Here is a 14,615-nt window from a genome sequence, read left to right as displayed (position 1 = left end):
GAGCAGGCGCCGCTTCTGCTCGGTGAACTCCTCCTCGGTGAGGATGCCCGAGTCGCGCAGGGAGGCCAGCTCGCGTAGCTCGGCCGCGATGCTCGTGATCGGGCCGCCCATCGGAGTCCGCGCCGCTGCAGCGGGTTCAGCGGGCTCCCCCGGCTTTTTCGTCGGCGCCCCGATCCGCTCCTTGCGCCCGGTAGCACCGGCAGCGGTCCCGGTGGTACCGGCCATCGCGCGCCCGGCCATGCCGGCCAGCGCCATCTGGCTGAACAGGCTCCCGGCGCCACCCGCGGACACTTGCGCCGCGGCGCCCACCGCGGTGGCCGGCAATACCGTCGTTGCAAGTCGTATTTCGGGAGCCGCCGCGGCCCAGCCCGGCGGCACCGACAGCTTGCCGACGATGTTGGCTTCGCCCATGCCCGCGGCTACCGGCGAGCCGAGATTCGTGATCACCGGGAACGGCGATGGCGGCACGGGTTCCGTCCCCGGGAAGGGCTCTGTCCCCGCCCAGCCGCTGACGATGTCGTCGGTGTGGAAACCGGTCAGAGCGCCGACAACGTCGTAGGGCAGCGCGGTGCTGTCGACAGCAAGTCCGCCCGCGCCAGTCGTCGGGTCGATAAGAAGCGAACTGAGGTCGGAGACCACGTTCAGCAGGTCCAGCGGCGACAAGGTCGCAGCCGAGGTCGCGGCAGGGGTCGCAAGGCTGTTGAGCGCGTCGGGTATCGCGGCCAATGCCTGGGTGACATTCGACACGGCGCCCTGCACGTTGCCGGCGGAGGTGCCCGTGGCCTGGGTGACCGCGGCGGCCTGGGCGGCCGTCCCGCTTGAATCGGTGTTCGGCGAGGGCGAGTTGAACGGCGTCAACGTCGTCGCCGACGCCGAGGCGCCCGCGTAGCCTTGCATGGCGCTGGTGTCCTGAGCCCACATCTCCGCGTACTGCGCCTCGGTCGCGGCTATCGACGCCGTGTTCTGCCCAAAGATATTCGTCGCCACCAGCGCCGTCAGCAGGGCGCGGTTGGCCGCGATGACGGGCGGCGGCACCATTTCCGCGAACGCCGTCTCATAGGCTACGACCGCCTCCTTGGCGTGCGTGGCCGTCTCCTCCGCCTGCGCGGCGGCGGCTCTCATCCACTCCAAATAGGGGGCGGCTGCGGCGGTCATGGCTCCCGACGCGGGGCCCAGCCACGGTCCGCTGGTCAGTGCCGCGACGACTGATTGGTAGAGGCTGGCCGCCGAATGCAGCTCGCCGGCCAACGTGTCCCATGCCGCCGCGGCGGCCAACATCGGTGCGGAGCCGGGACCGACATACATCCGGCCGGAGTTGATCTCCGGCGGCAGCGATGCAAAATCCATGTCGTTTCCTCCGATGTCTGGCGGCCCCCACGGCACGGCTCCTGCGACGCCAAACCGCGCGGCGTGGCAGGCCCGGCCCGGCAACCAATCGTGGTCATCTGAATACGATATGTCGTGGCGATGAATGAGCGGTGTCGCTCTAGTCAGATGGCGCCGCAGAAATTTGGCGGGATTGGGCGCGAAACTTTCCGCAGCTCGCGGCGGCAGGTGGTGCAATACGGGCGGGTCGTGTAGAAGAATTCTGGTGCTCGATCCGCCCGCCAGATCTTTCGATCCGACGATCCTCCGCGAGGCGATGGCCCGGCGGCTGTACCGCCGGGCGGATGCGACAGGGGAAATCAAGCTGCCGGCCGTGCCGAGCATGGTCGACGAGTACGTCAAAATGTTCGGTGCTCTCTTCGCCGGCTTGGGCGTGCGCCACACGGCCGACGAAGTTGCCCAACTCAGATCCGTGCTCGAGCGCGAGGCGACCAAAGCCTTCAAGTCCGCTCCACGGTCGAACATCATCGTCTCCTTCCACGCTCCCCTCGGCGCGACCGGACTGAACTACACCGTGAAATCGGAACGGTGGACGATCGAGGAAGAGTACGAGCAGTGGATGGCGATCCGCGAGCCGCCGCTATTTGGCTCACAGCCCGACGCGCGGGCGTCGGCGCTGGCCGGCGAAGCGGCCGAACCCGGTTCCTATCGAGTGCTCGACGTCGGAGCGGGCACCGGCCGAAACGCCCTGGCCCTGGCAAGGCGTGGTCACCCGGTGGACGCGGTCGAGATCACCGCGAAATTCGCCGACGTTATTCGCGCAGACGCCGAACGAGAATCGCTCGATGTGCATGTCGTCGAGGGCGACGTCTTTTCCTACGTCGAAGGCGTCGACTGGGACTACCAGCTGGTGGTGTTCTCCGAGGTGGTGCCCGACTTCCGCACTACCCGCGAGCTGCGCGGCATGTTCGAGCTCGCCGCGGGTTGCCTCGCACCGGCTGGACGCCTGGTGTTCAACGCGTTCTTGGCGCGCGACGGCTATGCCCCCGACGACGCCGCACGGGAACTCGGGCAGCAGTTCGACAGCATGATCTTCACCCGCGAAGAGTTGACGAGTGCCGCCGAGGACCTGCCTCTGGCACTCGTCGCCGACGACTCCGCAATCGAGTACGAGAAAACCCATCTGCCCCAGGGGGCCTGGCCCCCCACGGGCTGGTTCGAGAGCTGGGCGGGCGGCCTCGATGTGTTCGACGTCGAGCGCGACGAGTCTCCGATCGAGTTGCGCTGGCTCGTCTACCAAAAGGACGGTTGATTTCCGTGCCGAGCAGACGCAAAGGTGCGCGACACGCCGGACGTTCAGGGGCTTTTGCGACTGCTCGCGCTCGGGTGCCGGCGCAGGCTCCAACGCAGAAGTTCAAGCGGCTCAACGAATTTCACTGCCCATATCGCCAGGACATGGACCACTGCGCGATCGGCCGGCAACCGGCGTTGGAGGCGGCGGGCAATCATCAACACCATCAAGCTCATCGCGCGCCTGCTCAGCGCGGTCCGCGACGTTCGTTGCTTCCAGGTGGGCGGCGTTAAGCCGGTGCGGCGGCCGAACCAGTAGCCGATGCACAGTGCCGCCACCAACGCGCAGATCACCCCGAGGGCTGTCATCAGATGAGCGTCCTCGTTTGCCGTCGCGGCAAGGTCACGGCCGCGAAACACCTCGGCCAATTAACCGGCCAGCGAGCGCGCCGGACACGGGGTTTAACCGTGCCGATAAGGGGCATGAGTGATGTTGTGATTCCGCGGGTAGGACTGGGCGATTTGATCGCCAGGGCGGTGGCGTTTGTACGCACCGGCTATCCGCACGGAGTTCCAAGGACCGGTTACATCCCGCTGCTGGCGCTATTGCGGCGGAAGCTCTCCGAAGACGAAGTCGCCGCGGTGGCCGCTCGTCTGGCGGCCGACCCGGCGAGCGGCGTCGACAGCATCGATATCGGTGTGGCGATCACTCGAATCACCGACGAGCTGCCGTCCCCGACGGATCTGCAGCGCGTGCAGACTCGGATGGCCCCACGGCCCGCTGATCCCCGTCATTGAGACAGCACGGGCAAACCCACGAAAATCGTTGACCTGCAACAGGATTGCGCTCATTCCGAGGTGGTGACAACAAACTACTATCGATCCAGATCCCACTGGCCAAAGTCGGGCGCCAGAACGTCGTCGACGTCGACGTTGATGCCGCCCAGCAAAGGCCCCGGGTTGGACGCCGTGTTCACCACTCCCTGATAGAGCACCGCCGCGGGTTCACGCTCCCCGTGCGACCACGACTTCGTCTGCCACGCCCACCGATGCCCCGCGCTCGTCGAATGGCCGATCACGCCATCCCTGATCGCCCACCCGCAGGCCTGGGAATGGCCGTAGATACCCGTGCGCTCGACGCCCAGGGCCGAATTGATTCCTCGGAACCAGTCGACGGCCGGGCCGTTCCATGTGTCGGCGTCGATGTTGTCGTCGACGCTGAAGAAGATCGGCGCCGAAGCCGAACCTCCGGCCGCGTTGTGCAGTTGCAGCGCGGTCTGGGCGTCCGCCACCCCACCGTCGTGTCCGCGGGTGAAATCCGACGGCGTGGGCCAACCGGGCTTGCCGTATTGAAAGTTGCTGACGATGTGCAGCCCCGCCGCGCGTAGCGCGTCCGCATAGTCCCGGGTAATCGGCTTTGCCTCGAAGTTCGCGCCCGGCCGCGATTCGGACACGTAGTTCACCACTCCGTCGTATCCCGCGCCCTTGATCTGATCTGGCGGGATCCTGCGCTCCGCGAAATCGATCAGGGTCAGGCCGTCGGCCGACGCCCTCGTGGCGCCCAACGTCCCGGCCAGCGTCCCCAGGCCCAGGACGGCTGCCGGCACGAACGCGTACTTGATGGCGTCGCGTCTGGAAAGGGGACGCTGATTACCGTGTTCAAACGGTGCGGCCGAACCGGGCATCGCGCGATGGTAGCAAAATCAGCCTGGGCTTTTAGCACGGAGTGACAGGCGTCCCGGCTGGCGCAGAAATGGGCCTTCAGCTGCGGTTTCAGGTGTCATGGGGGCCGCGTTGCGTCCATTAGGTGACCGAACTATAGTCTGGACAGGTGTCCAGTTTGCTGTCGCGGGGTTCGGGAGTCCGGTTGATCGCGATGGATTTGGGGCACTTTTCCGACGTCAGTCATCCAGCGCAGAAGGGTTGAGGATGCGAATTGCGCTGCTGTCCTATCGGAGTAAGACCCATTGCGGCGGACAGGGCGTCTATGTGCGCCACCTCAGCCGCGGTCTGGTGGAACTCGGCCACGATGTCGAGGTCTTCTCCGGACAGCCCTACCCGGATCTGCTCGATCCGCGGGTGCGACTGACCGCGGTACCCAGCCTGGACCTCTATCGGGAGCCCGACCCGTTCCGGGTGCCGCGTCCCAGCGAGATACGCGACTCGATCGACTTGTTGGAACTGGCCACCATGTGGACCGCGGGCTTCCCCGAACCGCGGACGTTCACGCTGCGCGTAGCCCGACTGCTGGCCGACCGGGCCGGCGACTTCGATCTCGTCCACGACAACCAGAGCCTGGGAACCGGCCTGCTCGCCATCGGCGCCGCGGGGCTGCCGGTCGTGGCCACGGTGCACCATCCGATCACCCGGGACAGGTTGCTGGACCTGGCCGCCGCACGATGGTGGCGAAAACCGCTGGTGCACAGGTGGTATGGATTCTCCAACATGCAGAAGCGGGTCGCGCGCCAAATTCCCGATCTGCTGACCGTCTCGTCGTCCTCGGCGGCGGACATTGTCGCCGACTTCGACGTTTCACCGGACCAACTGCACGTGGTGCCGTTGGGTGTGAACACCGAGTTGTTCAAGCCTGGTTCGCTGCCCCGCCGGCCGGGCCGGGTGATCGCGATCGCCAGTGCCGACACTCCGTTGAAAGGAGTCAGCACGCTGCTGCATGCCGTCGCCGGGCTTCGCTCGAACCGGGATCTCGAATTGCGGCTCGTCGCCAGGGTGGAACCCAACGGGCCCACCGAGAAGCTCATCGCCGAACTGGGGATCTCCGACATCGTCCACATCAGCAACGGGCTCTCCGATGCCGACCTAGCCGGTCTGCTCGCATCCGCCGAGGTCGCCTGCATTCCGTCGCTCTACGAAGGGTTCTCACTGCCGGCGGTGGAGGCGATGGCCAGCGGCACTCCGATCGTGGCCAGCCGGGTGGGCGCGCTGCCAGAAGTCGTCGGGACCGACGGAGCCTGCGCCGAACTGGTTCCCGCCGCTGATGTCGATGCGCTCACCGCGGCGCTCGGCGAGCTTCTCGACTCCCCGGACAAGCGCCGCCGCCTGGGCAACGCAGGCAGGGCGCGCGCCGTCAACGTGTTCAGTTGGGAGGCCGTGGCGGCTCAAACGTCGCGGGTCTATGAGCGCGCCATCGCGCGCAAGGCCGCCTTTCCGGGGGCCACCGCCGAGGACGAAGTGCAATGCTGACAGTCGATTTCGACCGGCTCGGTATCGGCCCGTCGACGACGGTGATCGACGTCGGTTGCGGCGCGGGCCGGCATGCTTTCGAAGCGTATCGCCGCGGCGCTCACGTCGTCGCCTTCGACCGCGATGAGTCCGAACTGCGTTCGGTGGACACCATCCTGCGCGCGATGGCCGAGACCGGTGAGGCGCCGGCGACGGCATCGGCCAAGGTGGTTGTCGGCGACGCGTTGAAACTGCCCTATCCGAACGAGACATTCGACTGCGTCATCGCGTCCGAAATCCTCGAGCACGTGCCCGAAGATGACACCGCGATCGCCGAACTGATCCGGGTGCTCAGAGTCGGTGGCACACTGGCGGTGAGCGTGCCACGGTGGCTGCCCGAGCAGGTGTGCTGGCTGCTTTCCGACGAGTACCACAGCAATGCGGGTGGCCACGTGCGTATCTATCGGGCCAGCGAGCTGCGAGACAAGATCGCCTACACCGGAATGGATTTGACGCATACCCACCATGCGCATGCATTGCACTCGCCATTCTGGTGGCTGAAATGCGCTGTGGGCGTGTCGAACGCGAGTCATCCGGCGGTAGCTGCGTATCACAAACTGCTGGTCTGGGATCTGACGCGTCGGCCAAAGCTAACGCAGGTGGCCGAGTCGCTGCTCAACCCCCTCGTAGGTAAAAGCGTGGCAATGTATTTCCGCAAACCACCGCACGCCGCGAAAGGCACCGAGGGCGAAGAGACGCTTGGACGTTCAGTTGCATCGGTTTAATCCGCCGGCCGTTCTGGGCGTCCTAACTCGTGAACAGTGCCGTCAGACCGCGCAATCCATTGCCGCAACCCAGGAATCGTCGGGGGCCATCCCCTGGTTTGAGGGTGGGCACACCGACCCGTGGGACCACGTGGAATGTGCGATGGCGCTTACCGCGGCCGGCCTGCTCGGGCCGGCCCGGGCCGCGTTCGAGTGGAGCCGGCGTACGCAGCGGCCCGACGGCTCGTGGCCGCTGCAAACCCGCGCCGGGACAGTCGAAGACGCCAACAGCGACAGCAACTTCTGCGCCTACATCGCCGCCGGGGTCTGGCACCACGTGCTGATCACCGGCGACAAGTCTTTTGCCGCGACGATGTGGCCGGTAGTGCACAAAGCGATCGACTTCGTCATCGACCTGCAGGTTGGCTATGGTGAGATCTGTTGGGCGCGAAGCGATTCCGGTCCAGTACCGGAGGCGCTGATGACGGGGTGCGCCAGCGTGTTCCACAGCATCCGGTGCGCGCTGGCGCTCGCCGCCTTTGTCGGGGAACCGCAGCCGGAGTGGGAATTGGCGGTCGGTCGACTGGGACACGCGATCGTCGCCCATCCCGAAGCGTTCACCGAAAAGGACCGCTACTCGATGGACTGGTACTACCCCATCCTCGGCGGAGCGGTGCGCGGTGTGGCGGCGGCCGCGCGAATAAAGCAGCGCTGGGATGACTTTGTGGTCGACGGCCTTGGCATCCGCTGCGTGAGCGACCGGCCCTGGGTGACCGGCGCCGAAACGTGCGAACTGGTGATCGCGCTGGACGCAATGGGCCACCGCTCGGCCGCGCACCGTCAGTTCGCCGCGATGCAACACCTGCGCGAGGGCGACGGCTCCTATTGGACAGGGCTGGTTTTCGCGGATGGCAAGCGCTGGCCCGAGGAGCGGACGACCTGGACGGGAGCGGCGATGATCCTGGCGGCCGACGCCTTGTCGGACACCACCGCCGGTGCCGGCATCTTCCGGGGCGACGGGCTGCCGATGGGCCTGCAGACCGATTTCGATTGCGAATGCGTGGTAACCGGCTAGTCGCTGATGCGTTCCAGCACCCGCAGTGACCCGGTGGCCGAGACCTCCCGGAAATGACCGGAATCCAGTGCGCGGCAATAGATGTGGTACGGAGGCCGGCCGCCGTCCCTGGGGTCGGGATACACGTCGTGGATGGCCAGCGCCCCGCCGGCGGTCACCCACTTAGCCCAGCCGTCGAAGTCCCGATTGGCGGCGTCCTCGCTGTGGCCGCCGTCGATGAACAAGAACTGCACCGGCGCGCGCCAGCCGCGCGCGACGACCGGAGACTTGCCGACGACGGCGACTACGTGGTCTTCCAATCCGGCGGTGTCGAACGTGCGACGAAACGTCGGCAGCGTGTCGAACAGGCCGGTGACCTCGTCGACCAGCGAAGCGTCGTGGTACTCCCAACCGGCTTGGTGTTCCTCGGAGCCGTGGTGGTGGTCGATCGTGTACAGCACGCTGGAGGTTTGCTGCGCGGCCGCGCCGAGCAACAAGGTGGATTTCCCGCAGTAGGTACCGATCTCGACGCCGATGCCGCCGTCGAGATATCGCATCGCGGCGTCGTAGAGCGCACGCCCCTCATCCCTCGGCATGAATCCCTGCACCTGTTCGGCGAGCGCGAACAGGCGCTCGGTTGGGCTAATGCGACTGCGGCTCATCAGCTGAACCTATCGCCTCACCGGGTGCAGCGGCAGCGGTGCACCGGCCGGTCAGCGCGATGCGGTCAGGTCTCTGGTGGCCGGACCCTCCAGCAGCTCGCCGTCCGGCGCGAACCGGGATCCATGCAGTGGACATTCCCAGGCCTTGTCGGCGTCGTTCCAATTCACGATCCCGCCGAGGTGCGGGCATACCGGCGACACGGTGTGCTCGGTTCCGTCGACCCGGCACCTTGCTTCCAGATGCCAGGGCGGTCCGCTCACCACGCCGCCCTCATCGCCGTTGGGGCTGCGCCGGCCCCAGCGGGTCGCCGGGGTGATCCAGCCGGTCGTCAACGTCAAGCCGACCTCGAGATTGGCCTGCATGGCGGTCAGCAGGCCCGTCAGCTCATGGGAGCTCCAGCTGGCAAACGCGCTGGACCAGTCCATCCGGCCGCCCAATATCCGGCTCGACAGGGCCAACGCCGCAGCGGCGCCGTTGGTCATCCCCCACTTGTTGAAACCCGTTGCAACATAGATTTTTTCGTTGTTCGGCAAAATGGGTCCGACATAGGGCAATTCGTCGATCGGGGTGTAGTCTTGCGCCGACCAAAAATGGGTTTGTACCGCTCCCGGGTAGTGCGTACCGGCCCAGGATGACAGCTCGTCGAGCGCTTTGGACGGGCTCCTTTCGCGGCCCACGGTGTGGCCGGCGCCGCCCACAATGAGCAACTCCCCGTCTGGCACCGGCGCGTAACGCACCGACCGCGTCGGCGAATCGGTGGAAATCATCATCGGTCGGGTGATTTCGCCGGGCACCTTGAAGGCCAAGCAGTAGGAGCGGCTGGGCTTCACGCGGGCGAAATAGCCGCCACGGTCCAAGATGGGGATGCCGGTGGCAAGGACCAGTTGTGCGGTCTCGATTTCGATATCCGACTGCGCGGCTGTTACGACCTCTACGCGCACGCTCTCGCCGCGGCTGGACACTCGGCGAACCCGCGCGCGTTCCACGAGTCGACCGCCGCGGGTGAGTAGCTCTGTGGCTAACGAGTCCAAAAACGGCATCGGGTCGAACTGGGCCTGGGCAGGCAGGCGCACACCGCCGTGGTACGGAAACGGCACGGGCGCATTGTCATCCCACTCGACGGGCAGTCCGGCCGCTTGGCACGCGGCCAGTTCGGCGCGCGCGGCTTTGACACCCTTGGTGGACTGGGCGTAGGTGTAGGCATCCTCGCGCTGCACCGCGATGCCGTGTGTCTCGCAATGGTCAAGGATCCATTGCTGGCCCTCGCGATTGCCGTCCACGTAGGCGCGGGCGGTGTCCTTGCCGTGCCTGGACAGGATCTTCGACAGGTGGCTGCCCTGCAGGAGGCTGATCTTGGCGGTGGTGTTTCCGGTCGCGCATGAGCCGACGGTGCGCGCCTCGAGAACCAACACCGACTTTCCGGCGCGGGCCAGCAACACTGCGGTCATCAACCCGGTGATCCCGGCGCCGACGACGAGCACATCGACGGACCGGGGCCCGTCGTCAATCTGATTGGCAGCCCAAGGTTGTTGCGCCCGATTTTCAAGCCACAAAGAAGTCACGGCTGGGCTGATACCCGCACAGCCCGCGGGAAAACGCGGCCCACGCGGCCCGCGCTTATCGCGCTGCGGTGAAGTCTTGACTGATTCCAGATAACTCGTCATATTGGCAGAGTGTCGGAGACGCCGGATTACGCGGCGCAGCTGCGAACGGCCGAGCTGCGTGTGACACGCCCTAGATTGGCTGTCCTCGAGGCGGTGCATGCCCACCCCCACGCCGACACCGACACGATTTTCTCGGCGGTGCGGGTCGGTCTGCCCGATGTTTCACGCCAGGCGGTTTACGACGTACTGGGTGCGCTGACCTCGGCGGGACTGGTCCGGCGGATCCAGCCGTTGGGCCTGGTCGCCCGCTACGAATCTCGGGTTGGCGACAACCACCACCACGTCGTGTGTCGGTCCTGCGGCATCATCGCCGACGTCGATTGCGCGGTCGGTGATGCGCCGTGTTTGACCCCACTTGAGGACAACGCGCTGGAGGGCTTCGTTCTCGACGAGGCCGAGGTCATCTACTGGGGCCTGTGTTCTGACTGCTCGACCGCTGTTCCCTGATCACAGCCGTGATCGCCGCCCGATTCACCACCTTCGGAAAGGAATGCTGTGTCCTCTGATACATCTGATAGCCGCCCGCCCCACCCCGACAGCGGCACCGCGAGCAAGAGCGAGAGCGAAAACCCGGCGATCTCCTCCCCCACGCCGAAGCGGGACGCTGTCCTGACCAACCAGGACTGGTGGCCCAACCAGATCGACGTATCCAAACTGCATGCGCATTCGGCACAGGCCAACCCGCTCGGCGAGGACTTCGACTACGCCGCGGAATTCGCCAAGCTTGACGTCGAGGCTCTTAAGGCCGACGTGATCACGGCGCTGACCACGTCGCAGGACTGGTGGCCCGCTGACTACGGCCACTATGGCGGCCTGATGATCCGGCTCAGCTGGCATGCCGCGGGCACGTATCGCATTTATGACGGCCGCGGCGGCGGGGGCCAGGGTATGCAGCGCTTTGCCCCGCTCAACAGCTGGCCGGACAACGCGAACCTGGACAAGGGCCGCCGGCTGCTGTGGCCGGTCAAAAAGAAGTACGGCAACAAGATCTCCTGGGCGGACCTGCTGCTGCTCGCCGGCAACGTGGCGCTCGAGTCGATGGGGTTCAAGACCTTCGGCTTTGCCTTTGGCCGCCCCGACGTGTGGGAGCCCGAGGAGATTCTGTTCGGCGAAGAAGAAGAGTGGCTGGGCACCAACAAGCGCTACTCCGGTGAGCGGGATCTCGCGCAGCCCTACGGTGCGACCACCATGGGCCTGATCTATGTGAATCCGGAAGGCCCCGAAGGCAAGCCGGATCCGATCGCCGCGGCGGTGGACATCCGGGAGACGTTCGGCCGCATGGCCATGAACGACGAGGAGACCGCCGCGCTCATCGTCGGCGGCCACAGCTTCGGCAAGACCCACGGCGCCGGTGACGGCGATCTGGTCGGTCCCGAGCCCGAGGCCGCCCCGATCGAACAACAGCAGCTCGGCTGGAAGAGTTCGCACGGCAGCGGCAAGGGCAAGGACGCGATCACCAGCGGTCTAGAGGTGGTGTGGACGTCCACCCCGACGAAGTGGGGCAACGGGTTCCTGCAGAACCTGTACGGCTACGAGTGGGAGCTGACCAAGAGTCCCGCCGGAGCCTGGCAGTTCACGGCGAAGGACGGTGCCGGCGCGGGCACGATTCCCGACCCGTTCGGCGGGCCGGGTCGCGCACCGACGATGCTGGTGACCGATGTCGCGTTGCGTGAGGACCCGATCTACCGCGAGATCACCAGACGGTGGCTGGACCATCCCGAGGAGCTTTCGGAGGCGTTCGCCAAGGCGTGGTACAAACTGCTGCACCGCGACCTTGGACCGGTCTCGCGCTTCCTCGGGCCCTGGGTGCCCGAGCCGCAACCGTGGCAGGACCCCGTTCCGGCCGTAGACCATGAGTTGGTCGACGAAAAGGACATTGCGGCCCTGAAGAGCAAAGTGCTTGAATCCGGTCTGTCGGTTCCGCAGCTGGTTAAGGCGGCCTGGTCGGCGGCGTCGAGCTACCGCAACACCGACAAGCGCGGCGGCGCCAACGGGGCGCGTCTTCGCCTGGAGCCGCAAAAGAGTTGGGAGGTCAACGAGCCCTCCGAGCTGGACAAGGTATTGCCGGTGCTCGAGCGGATCCAGCAGGACTTCAACGGTTCAGCTTCCGATGGCAAGAAGGTCTCGCTGGCCGACCTGATCGTGCTGGCCGGATCCGCGGCGGTGGAAAAGGCGGCCAAGGACGCCGGTTACGAGATCTCGGTGCACTTCGTTCCCGGGCGTACCGATGCTTCGCAGGAGAGCACCGACGTGGAGTCCTTCGCGGTGCTCGAGCCACGAGCCGACGGATTCCGCAACTACGTCCGTCCCGGCGAGAAGGCGCCGCTGGAGCAGTTGCTGCTCGAGCGGGCCTACCTGCTGGGTGTGACCGGTCCGGAGCTGACGGTCCTCATCGGAGGTCTGCGCGCGCTCGGCGCCAACCACGGCGGCAGCAAGCACGGGGTGTTCACCGACAAGCCGGGCGTGTTGACCAACGACTTCTTCGTCAACCTGCTCGACATCGACACCGAGTGGAAGGCGTCGGAGACCGCGGAGAACGTGTACGAAGGCCACGACCGGGCATCGGGTGCACTGAAGTGGACCGCAACCGCGAATGACCTTGTGTTCGGCTCGAACTCGGTGCTGCGGGCACTGGCCGAGGTGTATGCCCAGGACGACAACAAGGGCAAGTTCGTGGAGGACTTCGTCGCGGCGTGGGTCAAGGTCGCCAATAGCGACCGCTTCGATCTCAAGTAGCGGGCCGAGCTGCGACACCCCGCGAGCCTTGGTTCGCGGGGTGTCGTGGTCTGGCCTAACACGGCTGAATTTTTCGTCGCGCCACGCCACGCGCGAATCGCTAACATCATGCTGTGCGCGTTCCCCTTGCTCGTACGCCGGTCAACGTAGGTCTCGCGGCGCTCGCGATCGCCGCCGCGTCAACATTTGCCGCCGGGGCATTACCGTCCGGCGTCCCCGGGGCCGCGGCGTCGGCCGCCGCGGCGAGTTGCCCTCAGGTTCAGGTCGTCTTCGCCCGCGGCCGATACGAGTCATCGGGACCGGGAGTACTGGGCAATGCGTTCATCGACGCGTTGAGCTCGAAGGTGGGAGATAGAAGCTTCGGTTCCTATGCGGTCAAGTACCCCGCCGACACCGAGGTGGACGTCGGCGCCAACGACATGAGCCAGCACATCCAGTCGATGATCAACAACTGCCCGGATACCCGACTGGTGCTTGGCGGCTACTCGCTCGGCGCGGCGGTTACCGACGTGGTGCTGGCTGTGCCGTTCTCCGCGTTCGGATTTGACAATCCCTTGCCGGCCGGCGCCGATCAGCACATCGCCGCGGTCGCACTGTTCGGCAACGGGAGCCAGTGGGTGGGGCCGATCACGAACTTCAACCCGATCTACAACGACCGGACCATCGAGTTGTGTCACGGCGCGGACCCGGTCTGCAACCCGGCCGACCCCAACACCTGGAAAGAGAACTGGCCACAACACCTTGCCTCCGCGTACATCGACGCGGGCATGGCCAACCAGGCCGCCGACTTCGTCGCCGGCAAGTTGTAGGCCGGTCACGCCTCGCGCTGTGCGTGCCTGATCTCGGGAGACAGGTCCTCCTCGCCTGGCATCGTCACGGTCCAGCCCGACGACGACCCGGAGCGACGCACACTCCGGTACCCCGTGTTTTTGGGATCGGTAGCGAGCGGCACGGTCTGTACTTGCTGCAACGACGACAGCCAACAAGGCGCCGTTCCAAAGAAAAGGATGACAGCAAATGAAAATCGTGCCGGCCAACATCGAGCAACAGATCAACCGTGTCGATCGGCAACGCAGCCTCTACATCGGGATCAGTTGCGGGTTGTTCGCGGCTTGGTCCGCCTTCCGCCTGCTGTGGCTGCTTTACATTTCGATGACGTTTGGTTGGTACCTGGGCGCCGTGGCGTTCCAATTCGTGCTGTGGGGTGTGCTGGGTGCCATCGCAGCGGTCGCGGCTGTTGGCTTCCTGACCCGCTATTCCAGGGGGGATTGACGCGCGCGCCTCGGGTGCAAAGACCGGAAAAGTTCCGAGCCTGCTTTAGGCTCGGAACTTTTCCATTTCAGCCGTCTACGCCGACTCTTCGCCAATCAGGCCGGCGTGTCGGGACACAGCCTGAGGTCCTGGCCAAGGCTTGCGGCGCCGGCAGAGACGCGGCGCCGGCCGCGAGCCGACGGATGCCGGTGCATCGAGTCGCTGCGTTCACGCTCCAGCTGTCGCGCCGCTATCCAGGCCGGATGTGACTCAAGGAAGACCACCGCCGTTGATGCATTCGCCACGATTGTCAACTCCTCACCAAGTCCCCGGCCGATTCTGTCCCTACGCATTTCAACTGGTATTCAAGCCGTCGAGAACCAGGATGCCCAGCTAAACCTGTGACCAAACCGATACGAAAGCTAAGAATTAGCCGTGAATATTTGGAGGCCCTGATTCACGCGTTTCGCAGTGCCGATATCCATACTCATGTCCCAGCTCGGCTGAATGGGCGCGGACCCAGGGTAACGGGCATACGCGTTCGTTATTGCGTTGCACAGCAAAGCATTTAGTTCGGCGGTGAACGCACCCGTGCTGCAGATGCAACGACAGGCGGGTCCCGCCGGGACAGCTGCGGCGCTTACTGTCGGCGAATCGGCGCGAGCCAAGGCCCGGTCACGCCGCCGT

The 14,615-nt window shown here is 65.7% G+C and carries 14 protein-coding genes; 9 read left to right on the top strand and 5 right to left on the bottom strand.

Annotated features, from left to right (window positions below):
• Positions 1-1,347: PPE family protein, SVP subgroup (locus JO236_RS01620; RefSeq protein WP_293323827.1), on the bottom strand; the 1,347-nt coding region annotated here is incomplete at its 3' end.
• A gap of 244 nt (positions 1,348-1,591) precedes the next feature.
• Between JO236_RS01620 and JO236_RS01615 the strand changes: the two genes are divergently transcribed.
• The gene (locus tag JO236_RS01615; protein ID WP_293323825.1) at positions 1,592-2,638 is read left to right on the top strand and encodes a class I SAM-dependent methyltransferase; all 1,047 of its coding nucleotides are present in this window, start codon (positions 1,592-1,594) and stop codon (positions 2,636-2,638) included.
• 44 nt (positions 2,639-2,682) lie between these two features.
• On the opposite strand, the gene JO236_RS01610 is transcribed toward JO236_RS01615, so the two are convergent.
• On the bottom strand, positions 2,683-2,985 hold the full coding sequence (locus JO236_RS01610) for a hypothetical protein (RefSeq protein WP_293323822.1): 303 nt from the start codon (positions 2,983-2,985) through the stop codon (positions 2,683-2,685).
• Between the two features lie 114 nt (positions 2,986-3,099).
• Between JO236_RS01610 and JO236_RS01605 the strand changes: the two genes are divergently transcribed.
• Positions 3,100-3,414, top strand: a complete 315-nt coding sequence (locus JO236_RS01605) for a DUF3349 domain-containing protein (protein WP_293323820.1) — start codon at positions 3,100-3,102, stop codon at positions 3,412-3,414.
• A gap of 77 nt (positions 3,415-3,491) precedes the next feature.
• On the opposite strand, the gene JO236_RS01600 is transcribed toward JO236_RS01605, so the two are convergent.
• Positions 3,492-4,301: a DUF1906 domain-containing protein gene (locus JO236_RS01600; RefSeq protein ID WP_293323817.1), complete on the bottom strand. Its 810-nt coding sequence runs from the start codon at positions 4,299-4,301 to the stop codon at positions 3,492-3,494.
• Between the two features lie 244 nt (positions 4,302-4,545).
• On the opposite strand from JO236_RS01600, the gene JO236_RS01595 reads away from it, so the two are divergent.
• Genes JO236_RS01595 through JO236_RS01585 form a run of 3 tightly spaced genes read left to right on the top strand, consistent with a single transcriptional unit; the run spans position 4,546 to position 7,635 of the window.
• Positions 4,546-5,817, top strand: a complete 1,272-nt coding sequence (locus JO236_RS01595; RefSeq protein ID WP_293323814.1) for a glycosyltransferase family 4 protein — start codon at positions 4,546-4,548, stop codon at positions 5,815-5,817.
• The gene (locus tag JO236_RS01590; RefSeq protein ID WP_293323811.1) at positions 5,811-6,581 is read left to right on the top strand and encodes a class I SAM-dependent methyltransferase; all 771 of its coding nucleotides are present in this window, start codon (positions 5,811-5,813) and stop codon (positions 6,579-6,581) included. Before JO236_RS01595 ends, JO236_RS01590 begins: the two co-directional genes overlap by 7 nt.
• The gene (locus JO236_RS01585; RefSeq protein ID WP_293323837.1) at positions 6,568-7,635 is read left to right on the top strand and encodes a prenyltransferase; all 1,068 of its coding nucleotides are present in this window, start codon (positions 6,568-6,570) and stop codon (positions 7,633-7,635) included. Before JO236_RS01590 ends, JO236_RS01585 begins: the two co-directional genes overlap by 14 nt.
• Here the strand turns inward: JO236_RS01585 and JO236_RS01580 are convergent.
• Both JO236_RS01580 and JO236_RS01575 read right to left on the bottom strand, forming a co-directional pair.
• Complete coding sequence (locus tag JO236_RS01580; RefSeq protein ID WP_293323809.1) at positions 7,632-8,276, bottom strand: class I SAM-dependent methyltransferase; 645 nt, start codon at positions 8,274-8,276, stop codon at positions 7,632-7,634. The genes JO236_RS01585 and JO236_RS01580 overlap by 4 nt on opposite strands.
• A 51-nt stretch (positions 8,277-8,327) precedes the next feature.
• A complete protein-coding gene (locus JO236_RS01575) occupies positions 8,328-9,839 on the bottom strand; it encodes an FAD-dependent oxidoreductase (protein ID WP_293323807.1) in 1,512 nt (503 codons plus the stop codon).
• 111 nt (positions 9,840-9,950) lie between these two features.
• On the opposite strand from JO236_RS01575, the gene JO236_RS01570 reads away from it, so the two are divergent.
• The 4 genes from JO236_RS01570 to JO236_RS01555 all read left to right on the top strand — a co-directional run bounded on the left by JO236_RS01570 (position 9,951) and on the right by JO236_RS01555 (position 13,949).
• A complete protein-coding gene (locus JO236_RS01570) occupies positions 9,951-10,388 on the top strand; it encodes a Fur family transcriptional regulator (RefSeq protein WP_293323804.1) in 438 nt (145 codons plus the stop codon).
• A gap of 48 nt (positions 10,389-10,436) precedes the next feature.
• Positions 10,437-12,677 (top strand): catalase/peroxidase HPI, encoded by a 2,241-nt coding sequence (katG, locus tag JO236_RS01565; RefSeq protein WP_293323801.1) that lies wholly within the window; start codon positions 10,437-10,439, stop codon positions 12,675-12,677.
• A 113-nt stretch (positions 12,678-12,790) separates the two neighbouring features.
• Positions 12,791-13,486: a cutinase family protein gene (locus JO236_RS01560; RefSeq protein ID WP_293323798.1), complete on the top strand. Its 696-nt coding sequence runs from the start codon at positions 12,791-12,793 to the stop codon at positions 13,484-13,486.
• Positions 13,487-13,694: 208 nt separating this feature from the next.
• Entirely contained in the window at positions 13,695-13,949 is a 255-nt protein-coding gene (locus JO236_RS01555) for a hypothetical protein (protein ID WP_293323796.1), read from the top strand.
• Positions 13,950-14,615 lie beyond the last annotated feature (666 nt).

It is taken from the genome of Mycobacterium sp., from assembly GCF_019247635.1.
Taxonomy (GTDB): Bacteria; Actinomycetota; Actinomycetes; order Mycobacteriales; family Mycobacteriaceae; genus Mycobacterium.
This window is presented reverse-complemented; position numbering and strand designations above follow the sequence as displayed.